Here is a 16286-nt window from a genome sequence, read left to right as displayed (position 1 = left end):
TATAAAATATTCGTGAATTCGTGGTTTTCCTTTTTAAGCTTTTGAAAACTTAATCGCCGTTACGAAAAAGCGTTTAACCCAGTAATATCCAACCCTGTAATTAACAAATGGATATCGTGTGTGCCTTCATACGTAATTACACTTTCAAGGTTCATAGAGTGGCGCATTAGGCTGTATTCGCCAGTAATGCCCATTCCGCCCAGCATTTGTCGTGCTTCGCGGGCAATGTTTATAGCCATATCCACATTGTTGCGTTTCGCCATGGAAATCTGTGCGCTGGTTGCAGTGCCTGCATTTCGCATAACGCCCACACGCCAAGCTAGCAATTGCGCTTTGGTGATTTCAGTAATCATTTCAGCCAGTTTTTTCTGTTGAAGTTGGAATTGACCAATTGGTTTTCCAAACTGAATTCGCTCTTTTGAATAACGCAGTGCGGTGTCATAACAATCCATTGCAGCGCCAATAGCACCCCACGCAATTCCATAACGAGCCGAATCAAGGCAGCCAAGCGGCGCGCCCAAACCAGATTTGTTTGGAAGCAAGTTTTCTTTTGGCACTTTTACGTTGTCAAAAATAAGTTCGCCCGTTGCCGAAGCGCGAAGCGACCATTTGTTATGTGTTTCGGGAGTAGAAAAACCTTCCATTCCGCGTTCAACAATCAAGCCGTGGATTCTGCCTTCTTCGTTTTTTGCCCATACAACGGCTACTTGTGCAAAGGGCGCATTGCTAATCCACATCTTGGCACCGTTTAAAAGATAGTGGTCGCCTTTATCTTTAAAATTGGTAGTCATGCCACCGGGGTTACTACCGTGGTCTGGTTCGGTTAAACCAAAGCAGCCCATCCATTCGCCCGAAGCGAGTTTTGGAAGGTATTTTTTTCGTTGTTCCTCGTTGCCGTATTTCCAAATTGGATACATAACCAAAGAAGATTGCACCGAAGCGGTACTGCGCACGCCGCTATCGCCACGCTCAATTTCCTGCATAATCAAACCGTATGAAATTTGATCGAGCCCAGCGCCGCCGTATTCCTCGGGAATGTATGGACCAAAGGCCCCAATTTCAGCAAGACCGCTGATAATTTGTTCTGGGAATTCTGCCTTTTGGGCATATTCCTCTATAATGGGAGATACGTCGCGCTTTACCCAATCGCGGGCAGCTTGGCGTACCAGTTTGTGTTCGTCTGAAAGTAATTCGTCAAGATTGTAATAATCTGGAGCTTCAAATAAATCTGGTTTCATGTATAAGTAATTTAAAGGAATACAAATGTAGAAATCACAACCATATAGACCTACATTTTCAGGTAAAATTCCCGTAGAAGATTTTTGTATTCCTCCGTATACTTATGGCGTGAAGTTTCAATGATAAGATTCTCTATTTTAGGGGAAGTTTTTTCAAATGAAAACTCCAGCATACTTCTTTTTTCTTCGGAAGTTTCATTCCCGCGAACTCTGCAAATTCTATTCGGAAACAGATTTACTGCCGAAGCCATTTTTATAAAATTTTCTTCTTCTTTCCGCGGAATGATAACCGCAAAACCTCCTTCTTCAGAAAGTAAAATCGAAACACTTTCAATCAATTCGTGAAAAGGAAGGGCGTCGCTAAAACGTGCAATATCACGAGACTCATCGGTAGTTTTATAATCTTCAGAATAAAATGGAGGGTTTGAAATGATGAGGTCGTAGTTGTCTTCAATTTCCTCAACAAACTCTTCCAAAGAAGCGTGATAACAAAACAATCTATCGCCCCAAGGTGAATTCTCAAAATTATCCACACACTGTTCGTAGGCCTTGTCGTCAATTTCAAGGGCGTCCACCATTTCTGCATTGGAACGCTGGGCGAGTTGAAGTGCGATAATTCCTGTGCCGGCACCAATATCTAAAATAGAAAACGGATTGTTTTTAAGTGAAACCCAAGCGCCCAGTAAAACCCCGTCTGTGCCAATTTTCATGGCGCAGCGGTCTTGTTCAACGGTAAATTGTTTAAACTGAAAAGGTTTCAATGTATTTTAGATTAACGGTTGCCACTTGAAGTTTTTGAGATTTGAGATTTGGTATTTGAGATTTCCTCCTATAGGTACATTTCAATCAACCCTTCCGGCACTTCCAAAAGTATGGTTTTCTTTTCCCGATCTACTTTTTTAATAAAATGGTCAATCATCGGGATTAAGATTTGTTTTCCGTCGCGGTCAATTTCAAACAAGGCTTGCGACGTTGTATCGTTAACGCCAGTTATTTTACCAATTTCTCCGAAAGAATTGTCTTCGGCAGTAAAGCCAATTATTTCGTGGTAGTAAAATTTATTGCCGGTAAGTTTTGGAAGAAATTCCAAAGGCAAATAAAGATGTGCGCCAATTAGTGCATCGGCGTCGGCTTCGTCATTTACATCTTCAAAACGCACGCGAAGCAATTCGCTTTTGTGCAGTGAACTTTCTTCAATAAAAAATGGAATCAGGTTTTTGCGTTGTTCCACAAAAACCGATTCCATTTCGGTAAAGAGTTCGGGTTCGTCTGTATCAAGTTTAATGAGCAGTTCCCCCTTAAAGCTATATTTTCTAACGATTTTGCCCAAGTAGAAGCAGTTCTCCTTTTGCATCGTCTTTAATTTTTAAGCTTCTTTCTTGTCCTCTTTTGCTTCGTCTGCAGCTTCTTCAATTGCAGATTTTGCAGCTGGAGCTTCTTCAGTTTCGGTTTCAGCGGTTGCGTCAACTTCTTCCTCAGTTGCTTCTTCTTCTGCAGGAGCAGCAGCGGCAGCAGCTTCAGCGGCACGCTTTTCATTTACAGCTTTTTCAGCAGCTAGAGCTTCAGCTTTCGCTTTTTCTTTAGTTTCTGAAAGTGTTGCTTTTTTGTGATCGATAGAACCTTTTTTAGTTTCTGACCACTCGTTGAATTTTGCCTCAGCTTGTTCTTCAGTTAAAGCGCCTTTACGAACACCACCAGCAAGGTGATTTTTCATTAAAGCTCCTTTGTAAGATAAAATGGCGCGAGCCGTATCTGTAGGTTGTGCTCCGTTTTGAAGCCACTTTACAGCAAGGTCCACGTCAAGGTCAATCTGTGCAGGGTTTGTTGTTGGATTGTACGAACCTATTTTTTCTAGGTATCTACCATCTCTTTTACTACGGCTGTCTGCCGCGATAATCCAGAAAAAAGGTTTCCCCTTTTTTCCACGTCTTTGTAGTCTGATTTTTACAGGCATGTTTACAATTAATTTTTAGGGTTCTCGACCCCGGTTATAATTAAGGACGGCAAAGATAGTGTTTTTTTAGTTTTGAAATTCAAACAATTAAAGTTTTTCTTTTACATTTGTAAAAAAAGGCTTACAAACTATTTGCTGATGAAAAAGTTACTCTTCCTAATTGCTGTAATATCGCTAATGTCCTGCGAAGATACTAAAACAAATGTAGTTGCATTACAGGCAAAAGTAGATAATAATCTCTACATTTCTACCGAGGCTCGTGCTGCGTTAAACCCAAATGGTACCGTAACGATTCAAGGTTTTGATCGAGATGAATCTATTACAATCCATCTTTCGCGTTTAGGGGAAGGGAATTTTACTATTGAAGAAGGTGCGCGAAACTACGCAATTTATGGCGATATGGGTGGTAATGTCTATACCACAGATCCAAATGGAGAAGGTGTTGTAACAATTTCAGAACTTAACGAAACCAATAAAACGCTTTCGGGAACCTTTAAATTTAACGCCTTCCTTGCGGGAATAGATACGGTTTATGTGTCTAAAGGTGTGCTGTACGATATTCCATATTCTAATGTAAATATTGATGATCCCAACAATGCGGGTTCGTTTAGTGCGAATGTTAATGGCATTGCGTTTATGCCACTTACCGTTTCATCGCGAAGTACAGATAATGCAATTATTACTTCTGCCACCACTGAAAATGCTATAATGATGGTTTCTGTGCCAACCAATGTTGAACCTGGAGAATACACGCTTCCACGAGCAGGATTCGCAGCTAAATACCAAGGAGTAGATGGACTTGAAACTACTTCAGAAGGCACCATTAATATTCTTGACCACAATATTTCTGCAGAGACAATTAAAGCTACCTTTTCTTTTGTAACAGATATGTCTGAGATTACAGAAGGCCAGTTTGATGTTGGTTATTAATTGCTATTTGCACTACAGCTACTACAAAGGTTAAACCCTGTTAATTTGTTTTAAACTTAGGTTAATAATTCGTCCAGCCGCTATTATTTCTGGTATATTCGAGTATATCCGAATGAAGTTAAACAGTTGTCTTTAGAGGAATGACGATGAAAAACAACTGTATAATTTAAAACAATTATGATGAAGTACACAGAAAAAATGTCGAACAAACTAAATCAACTATTAGAAAAAAATTATGACGCCGAAAAAGGTTATAAAAAAGCAGCAGAAAATGTGGATAACACAAAACTGAAGCAATTTTTTAACGAACAGGCTCAGAAAAGATACGATTTTGGACACGAGATAAAGTCTGAAATTAAAAACTACGGCGAAACCCCCGAAAAGGGAGGAAGTGCAACAGGCACAATGCACAGAACGTGGATGGATATTGAAACCGCATTTTCTTCCAATAACGAAGAAACCATTTTAAATGAAGTGCAAAAAGGTGAAAAAGCCGCCGTTGAAGAATACAACGAGGTTATAAACGATACAACATTACCACCCACAACCCAACAAATATTAACCAAGCAAAGAGACACCATTGAAAATGCTTGGCAAAGTGCAAAAAACTTTGAAACTGTAGTATCCTAATATTTTGAAAAAGAAGGATTGAAACCGCTTTTGGAATTTTCCAAAAGCGGTTTTTTATTGTGAACAACTCCTAACAATTTAACTACCTAAAAGCAGGGGATTTTTCTATTTTTACTTTTTCCAAAACGTTCCCGGAGCGGAGCCGAAATCAGCAATAGTAAATAGTAATAATCAATAAATAATCCCGATGTATTTAATCTTCGATACAGAAACCACAGGCCTTCCCAAACGCTTTAACGCTCCCGTTAGCGATACCGATAACTGGCCACGCTGTATTCAGATTGCCTGGCAGTTGCACGACGCCATGGGAAACTTGATAGAGCATCAGGATTATCTTGTGCAACCAGAAGGTTTCAACATTCCTTTTGACGCCGAAAAAATTCACGGAATTTCCACAGAACTCGCAACTGCCGAAGGTATTTCCTTGGAAGAAGTAGCTGAAAAATTTCTAGCAGCACTTTCAAAAACCAAATTCCTTGTCGGGCAAAATGTAGGTTTCGATTTAAACATTATGGGGGCTGAATTTTTCCGTTTAGGCATGGAAAATCCCATGCCCAATCTCCCGGTTTTAGATACCTGTACCGAAACTACCGCTCAGCTTTGCCAAATTCCCGGTGGCCGTGGTGGCAAGTTTAAATTGCCAACCTTAACCGAGCTTCACGAATTTCTATTTAGCGAGCCCTTTGCCGAAGCACACAACGCCACCGCAGATGTTGAAGCAACCACACGTTGTTTCTTAGAATTGGTGCGACGTCAAATTTTTACCGCTGAAGAACTTGTGGTTCAGCCAGATTATTTCGAAAATTTTTCAAAGGAAAATCCGCAGCCGTTTCAGCTTATTGGTTTAGAGCATATCAACTTGAAAAAGGCTTCAGACCGAATTAGAAAACAAATGCAAGCTGCTTCGGAAACGGAAAAAATTTCTTCCGAAGAAATAAAAGAAAATATTGCTACCCTCGAAGACGCCCCTTTTGTGCATCTTCACAATCATTCGCAATTTTCAATTCTGCAATCTACCTCCAGTGTTTTAGACTTGGTGAACGCAGCAGTTAAAAATGATATGCCCGCTATTTCGCTTACTGATACCGGAAATATGATGGGGGCTTTTCATTTTGTACAAGCGGTTTCCAATTACAATAAAACACTTGCCGATATACCCAAAAACGACGACGATGAAAATCCGCAACAACCGCTAAAAGCAATTGTAGGGTGCGAGTTTTTTGTCTGCGAAGACCATCTAAACAAAACCCATAAAGACAATGGCTACCAAATTGTATTTCTCGCCAAAAACAAAAATGGCTATCACAATTTAGCCAAAATGGCCTCCATCGCTTACACCGACGGATTTTATTACGTGCCGCGAATTGATAAAAACATAGTTGAAAAATACAAAGAAGATCTTATTGTTTTAACTGGAAGCCTCTATGGCGAAGTGCCCGGAAAAATTTTAAACGTTGGTGAAAACCAAGCAGAAGAAGCACTGCATTGGTGGAAAGAACAGTTTGGTGAAGATTTGTATGTAGAAATTATGCGCCATAATCAAGAAGATGAAAAGCGCGTAAACGGTGTTTTAATTGAAATGGCAAAGCGCAACGGCGTAAAACTTGTTGCCTGCAACAACACCTATTATATAAGTAAAGAAGATGCCAACGCCCACGATATATTGCTTTGCGTAAAAGATGGCGAAAAGCAGGCAACGCCCATAGGTCGCGGTCGCGGCTATCGTTACGGTCTGCCAAATCAGGAATATTACTTTAAAGGGCCAGACGAGATGAAGTCGCTCTTTAAAGATCTTCCCGAAGCCATTTTAAACATAAAAGAAGTAGTTGATAAAATAGCGCCGTATAGCCTACATCGCGACGTTTTACTTCCTAATTTCGGAATCCCGGAAGAGTTTTTAAACCCAGAAGATATTGATGGTGGCAAGCGCGGTGAAAATGCGTATTTACGACACCTAACCTATGAAGGTGCTAAAAAACGCTACCCCGAATTAATTGAAGTTTCCTATGAAGTGCTCACCGATGCTGAAATTCCCGAAGGGGCATCAGATCGGGTTAAGGAAATAAAACAACGTTTAGACTTTGAGCTGAGCGTAATTGCGAATACCGGCTATCCTGGTTACTTTTTAATTGTACAGGATTTTATAGCCGAAGCCCGAAAAATGGACGTGTCCGTGGGGCCGGGCCGTGGTTCTGCGGCGGGAAGTGCGGTGGCCTATTGCTTGGGAATTACAAATATCTGCCCCATAAAGTACGATCTGCTTTTTGAGCGTTTCTTAAATCCAGACCGTGTGAGTATGCCCGATATCGATATCGATTTTGATGACGAAGGCCGAAGCAGGGTTATGGATTATGTTATTGACAAATACGGCAGCAATCAAGTAGCACAGATTATTACCTACGGTACAATGGCCGCAAAATCTTCCATTCGCGATACGGCGCGCGTGTTGGATTTGCCGTTGAATGAAGCCGATAGGATTTCGAAACTGATTCCGAATATGACTAAGCTGAACAAAATTTTCGGTTTGAGTCCTGCAGATTTACGAAGCCGCTTTAGAAGCGATGAGCTGCCAAAAGTGCAAGAACTTCTAAATCTGGCAGAAGGAACCAATCTGGAATCGCAAACTATAAATCAAGCAAAAATACTGGAAGGCTCCGTTCGGAATACGGGTATCCACGCTTGCGGTGTAATTATTACGCCCAGCGATATTACAGATTTCGTGCCCGTTGCCACGGCAAAAGATTCCGATTTGTACGTTACCCAATTCGATAACTCGGTGGTGGAAAGTGCAGGTCTTTTAAAGATGGATTTCTTGGGGTTGAAAACACTAACCCTTATTAAAGACACCGTAAAACTTGTAAAGCACAAACACAATATAGACCTCGATCCAGACTTCTTTCCGCTGGACGACGAAAAAACGTACGAGCTTTTCCAAAGAGGCGATACAGTAGGTATTTTTCAATATGAATCTGCCGGAATGCAGAAATATTTGAAAGAGTTAAAGCCTTCGGTTTTTGCAGATTTAATTGCGATGAACGCCCTATACCGTCCTGGCCCGATGGAATATATTCCCAGTTTCGTTAGAAGAAAACACGGCGAAGAAGAAATTGAATATGACCTTCCAGCAATGGAAGAATACTTAAAGGAAACCTACGGAATTACGGTTTACCAAGAGCAGGTGATGCTTCTTTCGCAAAAGTTGGCAGGTTTTACAAAAGGTGAAGCCGACGTTTTGCGAAAAGCGATGGGTAAAAAACAAAAAGCAGTGCTCGATAAAATGAAGCCGCAATTTGTTGCCCAAGCAGCCGAAAAAGGCCACGACCCCGAAAAACTCGAAAAAATCTGGAAAGATTGGGAAGCTTTTGCCAGCTACGCCTTTAACAAATCGCACTCTACTTGTTACGCTTGGATTGCCTACCAAACCGCTTATTTAAAAGCCCATTATCCCGCAGAATATATGGCGGCGGTGCTGAGTAATAATATGAGCGACATAAAACAAGTTACCTTTTTTATGGACGAGTGCAAGCGAATGGGACTAACGGTTTTGGGTCCGGATGTCAACGAATCGTTCCACAAATTTACCGTAAACGACCAAGGCGCAATCCGTTTTGGAATGGGTGCTGTAAAAGGCGTTGGTAGTAGTGCCGTGGCAACAATAGTTGAGCACAGAAAGGATGGTAAATACAAATCGGTTTTTGATCTGGCAAAGCGAATTGACCTGCGCTCCGCAAATAAAAAAGCTTTTGAAAACTTGGCTTTGGCGGGTGGTTTCGACAGTTTTGACACCCACCGCGCGCAATATTTACACGACAGTGGCGATGGCGTAATGTTTATTGAAAAAGTTTTGCGATATGCCGCAAAATATCAAGAAACACAAAACTCTTCGCAAGTGAGCCTTTTTGGCGATGCCAGCGAAGTGCAAATTCCTGAACCTGAAGTACCGCCCTGCGAAGAATGGGGCACGATGAAAAAACTGAAACAGGAACGCGAAGTGGTTGGCGTCTATATTTCGGGCCATCCGCTGGACGATTTCAAAATAGAAATGACCAGCTTTACTAACTGCAAAGTTTCAGATTTTAACCATTTGGAAGATTTTATCAATAAGGAAATGTGTTTTGGCGGGGTAGTAAGCGATGTGCAACACAGAGAATCGAAAGCGGGAAAAGGTTGGGCTATTTTTACAGTGGAAGATTATGACGATAGTTACGACTTCAAAATATTTGGCGAAGAATATTTAAAATGGCGCCATTTCTTGGTTCCCAATAGTTTTATTTACGGGCGAGTTTTCGTAAAAGAAGGCTGGACCAATCGCGATACTGGTAAAAAAGGCGAGCCGCGACTTCAATATAACAGCTTCCTATTATTGCACGATGTGATGGAAACCTACGGAAAAAAGATAACCATCACCATGCCGCTAAACGATTTAAAAGAGGACAAACTAGATTCCCTTAAAACATTGGTTAATACCCATAAAGGTAAAAAACAATTGTTTTTTGTGGTCTATGAAAACGAAGAAAAAATTCACCTCACTATGCCCAGTAGAAAGCATAAAATAAATATTTCCAAGGAATTGCTGGACGAACTTGACCGGGAACAGGTGCGGTATAAGTTGAATTAAATAGTGTTTGTTGCATTTTAAAAGCTGGATAAACAAGAATAAAATATAGCAATAGAAATAAACAATACCCACATTTCCTAAACATATATTAAGAGTGTAAGAATTAGTATAAAAATTAACTATTTTTGAAATTCATTAAAAAAACGAAGATTATGGCATTAGAAATAACAGACGCAACATTTGAAGAAACGGTTTTAAAAAGCGATAAGCCGGTATTGGTTGACTTTTGGGCAGCCTGGTGCGGACCTTGCCGAATGGTAGGACCCATCATTGAAGAAATAAGCAAAGAATACGACGGTAAAGCCGTAGTAGGAAAAGTAGATGTTGATGCAAACCAAGAGTTTGCCGCTAAATATGGCGTACGTAACATTCCAACCGTTTTGGTTTTTCAAAATGGCGAAGTAGTAGGCCGTCAAGTTGGCGTTGCTCCTAAAAATGTGTATGCAGAAGCAATCGATTCACTTTTGTAAAATATTTGAAAAAGAAAAATTAAAAACAAAAGGCTTGGCGTATTGCTAGGCCTTTTTCTATATTAGTGGAATGGCTGGTCGCGAGTTTATGCTAAGCGTAGTTGAAGCACAGTCGAGACCGCATTTTAAAATAGTAAGCTTATAGAAAACCTCTTGACTACGATGGAGGACACAGACCAAAAACTATGAAAAAAACAGAAAAAGTACAGGATAAAATAGATGGTAAATTACTAGAGGAACGCAAAGTTTTTCTTTGGGGAATGGTTGACGATAAAAGCGCGCGCCACGTGGTAGACAGATTGATGTATCTGGATGCCTTGAGCCACGACGAAATTAAATTTTACATAAATAGCCCTGGTGGTTACGTAACTTCCGGGTTCTCTATTTACGACACCTTAAAAGAAATAAAGAGTCCAGTTTCAACTATTTGTACTGGCTTGGCAGCGTCTATGGGAAGTATTTTACTTTCTGCTGGCGAAAAGGGAAAACGCTTTATTCAACCACACGCTCGCGTTATGATTCATCAACCAAGTGGAGGCGCCCGAGGCGTTGCTAGCGATATAGAAATTACCGCACAGGAAATTTTAAAAACCAAAGAAATTAGCGCCCGTATCCTTGCCGAAAACTGCGGTCAGAAATTCGAAAAAGTGATGAAAGATTTTAACCGCGATCATTGGATGAGCGCCGAGGAATCTGTATCTTATGGTATTGTAGATAAAATTTCAAAATAAGAACTTCCCAAAACTTTTAAATGAACCTACGAACAGTAGAAAAGTATTAACAAAGTTCAATATTAAAAAAAAGAAAAAGATGAAAAACGTAGCATTATTATTTGGTGTCGTCGCCATCACTTTAGTTGGTTGTAAAAATGGCGAAAAAACGGAAGCTTCTTCCGAAGACATGACGGAAACTGTAGATTCAACAGTTGTTGATTCACATAACTCAGAAACCTCGCTAGATTGGGCTGGGGTTTACGAAGGTACCACACCCTGTGCAGATTGCGATGGAATAAAAACTGTTGTAGAGCTAAAAGACGATAAAACCTACATCTTGTCTCAAACCTATTTAAGCGATTATGAAGATAAAAAAGCAGAAATAGGAGAGACCGGTACCTTTACCTGGGACGAAACAGGCTCAAAAATCACCCTGAATATTAAAAACGGAACCCTAAAATTCAAAGTTGGGGAAAACCAATTGACTATGCTTGATTTGGACGGCAATGTGGTAACTGGCGATCTGGCCGATTTTTATATTCTGAAAAAAACTGTTGAATAAATTCTTCTATAAAAAAGAAGATGAATATAGAAAAAGAAATAAACGACCCTTCGCCTGCGCTCAGGATGACAATATGAATATAGAAAAGGAAATAAACGAGATTACGGGTTTTAAAAACCTAGAGCTGCTTGCAAAACAAGTGGTGGAAGGCTTTATTTCTGGGCTACATAAAAGTCCGTTTCACGGGTTTTCTGCTGAATTTGCCGAACATAAAATTTATAACAATGGCGAAAGTACCAAACATATAGATTGGAAACTGTTTGCCAAAACCGATAAGCTTTATACCAAGCGATACGAGGAGGAAACAAATTTGCGCTGCCATTTAATTGTAGATAATAGCAGCTCGATGCACTATCCAAAGCTAAAGCAATTCAATATAAATTCTTTAAATAAAATTGGTTTTTCGGTTCTAGCTTCAGCGGCAATTTTAAATTTAATGAAACGTCAGCGCGATGCCGTTGGCTTGAGTATTTACAGCGATAATTATGAGTTTTACGCTTCGGAAAAAGGCAGTGAGCGCCATCACCAAATGCTGCTTCAAAAACTAAACGAAGCCTTGATTTCTTCAAAAGAAAAAACGGAAACTAAAACCTACGAACATCTTCATTTAATTGCTGAAAAACTAAAACGAAGATCCTTGGTTTTCCTTTTTACCGATATGCTTCAAAGCGATGCAGAAGCTGAAAAACTTTTTGAGGCGCTGCAACATTTAAAGTACAACAAACACGAAGTTATACTTTTTCACACTTTCGATAAAAAGAAGGAGTTAACATTTAATTTTAGTAACCGTCCCAAGCGCTTTGTAGATGTTGAAACTGGAGAACACGTAAACCTTTACGCAGATAATATTAAAGAAGAATATGCCGAAGCAGTGCAAAAGTACTTCACCGAATTGCAGCTGCGTTGTGCGCAATACCGAATTAAGTACGTTTTAACCGACATTAATGAAAGTTTTAATAAGATATTGACTACGTATCTAGTGGAACGTCAGAAGTTTGGATAATATTTAATATTTTTTAAAAAAATAGTTTGTGAAAATGAAATGGAGTGGTATATTTGCCACCGCTTAATACAGCAAGAGAGAAATTTCAAAATGTATTGGTAACAATTTTTCACTATGCCCAACTGTTGTTGGGGTTTGCCCCTAAGTTTCGGGATAGAGTGAAAAACTTGGTCTGGTAGTTCTCCCGATAGTTATCGGGATGATTAGAATACTAGATAGAAGAAGAGATAGTTATTAAAATTTAGTGTAACAATATTACCAATCGACTGTTGTCGATTATCGTGAAAACGAATTTATAATATTGGTCTGGTAGTTCAGTTGGTTAGAATACCTGCCTGTCACGCAGGGGGTCGCGAGTTCGAGTCTCGTCCAGACCGCATAAACACCCGAGAAATCGGGTATCTCTTTCACCTTAGAAAGAGGAATGAAGTTGTGTTGTCCCGAATTAACTTCGGGATGTGGTTGAATCCCGATAGCTATCGGGAAGACCGATGAGAAGCTTATCCATTAGGATGGGCTTTTTTTGTTTGGGGGATTTTGATGCGTTTTTGGCATATAAAAGGGACCAAGCCTAATTGTTGTGTTTATGCAAAAATCCTGGTAAACCTATAAATTGGGTTAAATTAGGTGTTAGAGTAACCGTCACTTTCTTTTCAATAATAAAAAATCGTATTTTGTATATTTTAATAGTGTATTAAATATAAAAAATATGAGTCCAACAGATCCAGTATTGGTTAAAATGGCCCGCTACGCCGATGATTGGAAAGCTACCAAAGATTCGCGCCATGTGTTTTTAAGCTGCTATCATTTAATGAGTACCAACATGGTTTCGGCAATTAACAACAACGAATTTCACGATTCAGCCTGGGTAAATACATTGCTACACCGTTTTGCAGATTATTATTTCGACTCCTTAACGTGTTATGATTGTGGAGACCTAACCTCCAAAGTTTGGGAACACGCGCATAAAACCACTTGTACCAAAGAGTTAAGCGAACTGCAGTGCTTAATACTTGGGGTTAATGCACATATAAATTACGACTTAGTATTAGCCTTATTCGATCTTTTAAAACCTGAATGGAACTCCCTTTCCATAACGCAACGACAACAACGCTATGAAGATCACAAACGCGTAAATTATGTAATTGCATGCACCATTGATCGTGTACAAGATGAAATTCTAGAGCCGTTAAACCCGATGCTTGAATGGGTAGATAGTTTGCTGGGTAGAATGGATGAATACTTAATTTCTAAACTTATTACCAGCTGGCGGGAAGATGTTTGGGAAAACACACAAATGCTTCTAAAAATTGAACAACCCGAAGCTCACGAGGCTTTTCGCTTTCAACTTGAAAAAACAGTTTTAAAGCGTGCAGATACTATTTGTGTGTTTTAAAACGAATGCGTTTTACATAAAAAGCCTTGCATTTTCCTAAAACCATATCACCATTTTCTAAAAACTCACAGCCTATTTCCCTTAAAAACATCCCACGGCTTTTAAGCAACGTATTTTTCATTTAATTTAGAGGTTATTAGGGACTCCAGTTATGTACAAGCGCTAAAACAATGAAAGACTTCTTTAATAAAATACATCCAATAGATCAAAGTATCCTTGACGCGTACCTTTCGGAATGGACAGAATACAAGGCTCCCAAAAAAACTGTAATGACAGCCCCTGGAGAAACGGAGCGATACATTTATTTTGTACTTGACGGTATTCAAAAATCCTATTACCTAAACCAACACAAGCAGCATGTCATTGCGTTTACCTATCCACCCTCATTTAGCGGGATACCCGAATCGTTTCTTACGCAAACCCCCTCAACGTATTTTTTGGAGACAATTACCGACAGCTCCTTCCTTCGACTCTCTTTTGAAAAGCACCAGCAATTGATGCACGAACATCGGGAAATAGAAACCCTTTTCAGAAAAGCAACCGAACTCCTTTTAATTGGCATGGTACAGCGTCACTATGAATTAATGGCTTTTGATATAAATCAGCGATTCAAATCTTTTGCTCAAAGAAGCCCACACCTATTCAGCCTTGTAGCCCATAAAGACTTAGCTTCCTATTTGCGGATTGATTCATCAAACTTTAGTAAGCTGTTCAATACGATTAAGATTTAGAATCTTGGTTTATACCAAAAATAAAATGTGATATGTGCCTGATCTTTGTTTCAAAATAAGAAACAGTAAAACAGCTACTTAACATTTTAATCTTATCCATAATGAACGCAACAATCTTTTCCCAATCGTGGGTGGACACCGCCCTTTATCCATTTAAAAACAACTTTCTGCGATTAGAAGCAGGCAATATGCATTATGTTGATGAAGGAAAGGGTGACGTCATTCTGTTTGTTCATGGCACTCCAACCTGGTCATTCCTATATAGGGATTTTATAAGGGAACTTTCAAAGGACTATCGGTGTATTGCAGCAGATCTTATTGGATTTGGTTTGTCTGATAAACCTAAAGACTTTGTCGGTACACCGCAAGAACACGCCATCAATCTAAGGCAGCTAATTGAACATCTCAATTTAAAAAACATAACGCTAGTAGTTCATGATTTTGGTGGACCCATTGGGTTGTCTTATGCCATATCAAATCCTGAAAATGTAAAAAGAATTGTGATGTTTAATACCTGGCTATGGGGAACAAAGGAAGATAAAAACGCTCAAAAAATAGACCGAATCCTTCATAGCAGTTTGGGCAATTTCTTATATCTAAACACTAATTTTTCACCCACAGTGCTGCTCAAAAAAGCTTTTTACACTAAGAAGCTCCTGAGTAAAAAAGTACACTACCACTATAAAAAACCTTTCCCAAATAGGAACAGCAGATATGGCCTGCTCAACCTTGGAAAATCCTTAATTGGTTCATCTGATTGGTATGAAGAACTATGGCAAAATGCAGTTGTGATAAAGAATAAGCCTGTATTGATTCTGTGGGGTGAAAAAGACAATTTTATAAAAATGAAGAATCTGGAGAAGTGGAAAAACTTCTTTTCGAGTGAAACCACTTATGCTTTTAAAGCTGGACATCTAGTTCAGGAAGAAAAACCCAAAAGGACAGTTGCAATAATGAAGAAGTGGCTAAGCGATTAATCAAAAAAACAATGGCCAGTTGATGTATGTGTGGTGAAATAATGGTTAAAAGAATCTTTTAAAGAAATATGAATCTATCTAAAAAATATAATTATGAATACTAATCAACTAATTAAAGTCCTCCTAATTTCAGCGGTGATAATGGGAAGCAATCAAGTGAGAAGTCAGAATAAATCAGCACAACTTTCTTACAAGGCTTCCAAAGAAGCTATACTTCTTGGGGTATATCATTTTGACAATCCAGGAATGGATACCTATAATCTCGAAATCGATGATTATTTCACAAAAAAGAGACAGGCTGAAATCCAGGAAGTAGTTGCTTTGTTGGCAGCATATAAGCCTCATAAAATATTTGTCGAATTCCTACCAGGCCAACAACCCAAATTGGACAGTTTGTTTGCGCTTTATGCTAGCGGTCGTTTAACATTAAAAGCCATTGAGGGTGGACAAAACGAAGTGTACCAGCTGGGGTTTAGGTTGGCAAAACAATTGGGAATCAATGAAATTATAGCGGTTGACCATCCCGGAGTGTTTTTAGCGCCTTATGCAGATTTTATTTCAGATACACTTTCAATAGAATCGTACCAGGAATACAATAAAGCATACAATCAACAAATGGAAAAACGTCAAAAAGACTTTACTGAAAATACGGTAAAGGAGAATTTGATTCATCTAAATGACTGGCAACAAATTTTAAACAACCACAACTATTATAACAACATAGCAATAACCGTAAAAGACACTGCAAATGTGATGTTTGGTTATCAGGAAATGGAGATGGAAATTGATGGACTTCTTTATCAAATGCGATCTTTTGATTTCAACAATATTGGGGTGGCACTGGCAACGGAATGGTATAGGCGCAACCTGTTTATATACCGTAATATTCTAGAACAAACAGAGGATAATGATAGGATTTTAATCATTTTTGGAAGCGGACACTTAAGGCATTTGCATCAATTTTTTGACGATAATCCCGAGTTTAAAACTGTTGCTACCAATAACTTTTTAAATAAATAAAAAATGGATGGGACTATCTCATAAAGTGTGAGTACACCTAAAAC

At 39.2% G+C, this 16286-nt stretch carries 16 protein-coding genes and 1 tRNA gene; 12 read left to right on the top strand and 5 right to left on the bottom strand.

Features of this window, described 5'->3' with window-relative positions; genetic code table 11:
- Window positions 1-59: 59 nt before the first annotated feature.
- The 4 genes from K8089_RS02980 to K8089_RS02965 all read right to left on the bottom strand — a co-directional run bounded on the left by K8089_RS02980 (window position 60) and on the right by K8089_RS02965 (window position 3192).
- On the bottom strand, window positions 60-1238 hold the full coding sequence (locus K8089_RS02980) for an acyl-CoA dehydrogenase family protein (protein WP_237601786.1): 1179 nt from the start codon (window positions 1236-1238) through the stop codon (window positions 60-62).
- Window positions 1239-1288: 50 nt separating this feature from the next.
- Window positions 1289-1999 (bottom strand): tRNA1(Val) (adenine(37)-N6)-methyltransferase, encoded by a 711-nt coding sequence (locus K8089_RS02975; RefSeq protein WP_237601785.1) that lies wholly within the window; start codon window positions 1997-1999, stop codon window positions 1289-1291.
- A 68-nt stretch (window positions 2000-2067) separates the two neighbouring features.
- Complete coding sequence (gene rimM / locus K8089_RS02970; RefSeq protein WP_237601784.1) at window positions 2068-2592, bottom strand: ribosome maturation factor RimM; 525 nt, start codon at window positions 2590-2592, stop codon at window positions 2068-2070.
- Between the two features lie 12 nt (window positions 2593-2604).
- The gene (locus tag K8089_RS02965) at window positions 2605-3192 is read right to left on the bottom strand and encodes a 30S ribosomal protein S16 (RefSeq protein ID WP_237601783.1); all 588 of its coding nucleotides are present in this window, start codon (window positions 3190-3192) and stop codon (window positions 2605-2607) included.
- Window positions 3193-3330: 138 nt separating this feature from the next.
- On the opposite strand from K8089_RS02965, the gene K8089_RS02960 reads away from it, so the two are divergent.
- From K8089_RS02960 to K8089_RS02920, 9 genes are all read left to right on the top strand, one after another.
- Window positions 3331-4122 carry a DUF6252 family protein gene (locus K8089_RS02960; RefSeq protein ID WP_237601782.1) on the top strand — a complete coding sequence of 264 codons (792 nt, stop codon included), beginning with the start codon at window positions 3331-3333 and terminating at the stop codon, window positions 4120-4122.
- Between the two features lie 180 nt (window positions 4123-4302).
- The gene (locus tag K8089_RS02955) at window positions 4303-4752 is read left to right on the top strand and encodes a ferritin-like domain-containing protein (protein ID WP_237601920.1); all 450 of its coding nucleotides are present in this window, start codon (window positions 4303-4305) and stop codon (window positions 4750-4752) included.
- Between the two features lie 187 nt (window positions 4753-4939).
- Window positions 4940-9370: a DNA polymerase III subunit alpha gene (dnaE, locus tag K8089_RS02950; RefSeq protein WP_237601781.1), complete on the top strand. Its 4431-nt coding sequence runs from the start codon at window positions 4940-4942 to the stop codon at window positions 9368-9370.
- 152 nt (window positions 9371-9522) lie between these two features.
- Window positions 9523-9840: a thioredoxin gene (gene trxA, locus K8089_RS02945; RefSeq protein WP_068761863.1), complete on the top strand. Its 318-nt coding sequence runs from the start codon at window positions 9523-9525 to the stop codon at window positions 9838-9840.
- Window positions 9841-10025: 185 nt separating this feature from the next.
- Entirely contained in the window at window positions 10026-10571 is a 546-nt protein-coding gene (locus K8089_RS02940; protein WP_237601780.1) for a ClpP family protease, read from the top strand.
- A 79-nt stretch (window positions 10572-10650) separates the two neighbouring features.
- On the top strand, window positions 10651-11115 hold the full coding sequence (locus K8089_RS02935) for a copper resistance protein NlpE (protein WP_237601779.1): 465 nt from the start codon (window positions 10651-10653) through the stop codon (window positions 11113-11115).
- Window positions 11116-11188: 73 nt separating this feature from the next.
- Window positions 11189-12118 carry a DUF58 domain-containing protein gene (locus K8089_RS02930; protein ID WP_237601919.1) on the top strand — a complete coding sequence of 310 codons (930 nt, stop codon included), beginning with the start codon at window positions 11189-11191 and terminating at the stop codon, window positions 12116-12118.
- Window positions 12119-12421: 303 nt separating this feature from the next.
- Window positions 12422-12495 (top strand) — tRNA-Asp (locus K8089_RS02925).
- Window positions 12496-12827: 332 nt separating this feature from the next.
- Window positions 12828-13514, top strand: coding sequence for a DUF5995 family protein (locus K8089_RS02920; RefSeq protein ID WP_237601778.1), 687 nt, complete (start codon window positions 12828-12830; stop codon window positions 13512-13514).
- Here the strand turns inward: K8089_RS02920 and K8089_RS02915 are convergent.
- The gene (locus tag K8089_RS02915; RefSeq protein ID WP_237601777.1) at window positions 13498-13635 is read right to left on the bottom strand and encodes a hypothetical protein; all 138 of its coding nucleotides are present in this window, start codon (window positions 13633-13635) and stop codon (window positions 13498-13500) included. The two genes, K8089_RS02920 and K8089_RS02915, sit on opposite strands and share 17 nt — an antisense overlap.
- A 49-nt stretch (window positions 13636-13684) precedes the next feature.
- Between K8089_RS02915 and K8089_RS02910 the strand changes: the two genes are divergently transcribed.
- The 3 genes from K8089_RS02910 to K8089_RS02900 all read left to right on the top strand — a co-directional run bounded on the left by K8089_RS02910 (window position 13685) and on the right by K8089_RS02900 (window position 16242).
- Window positions 13685-14245, top strand: coding sequence for a Crp/Fnr family transcriptional regulator (locus K8089_RS02910; RefSeq protein WP_237601776.1), 561 nt, complete (start codon window positions 13685-13687; stop codon window positions 14243-14245).
- 101 nt (window positions 14246-14346) lie between these two features.
- A complete protein-coding gene (locus K8089_RS02905) occupies window positions 14347-15222 on the top strand; it encodes an alpha/beta fold hydrolase (RefSeq protein WP_237601775.1) in 876 nt (291 codons plus the stop codon).
- A 93-nt stretch (window positions 15223-15315) separates the two neighbouring features.
- Entirely contained in the window at window positions 15316-16242 is a 927-nt protein-coding gene (locus K8089_RS02900; protein WP_237601774.1) for a DUF5694 domain-containing protein, read from the top strand.
- The last annotated feature ends 44 nt before the right edge of the window (window positions 16243-16286 follow it).

This window comes from Aequorivita vitellina (genome assembly GCF_022008365.1).
GTDB classification, from domain to species: domain Bacteria; phylum Bacteroidota; class Bacteroidia; order Flavobacteriales; family Flavobacteriaceae; genus Aequorivita; species Aequorivita vitellina.
Note: the sequence above shows the minus strand (reverse complement) of the source record. Positions and strands in the feature narration are given on the sequence as shown.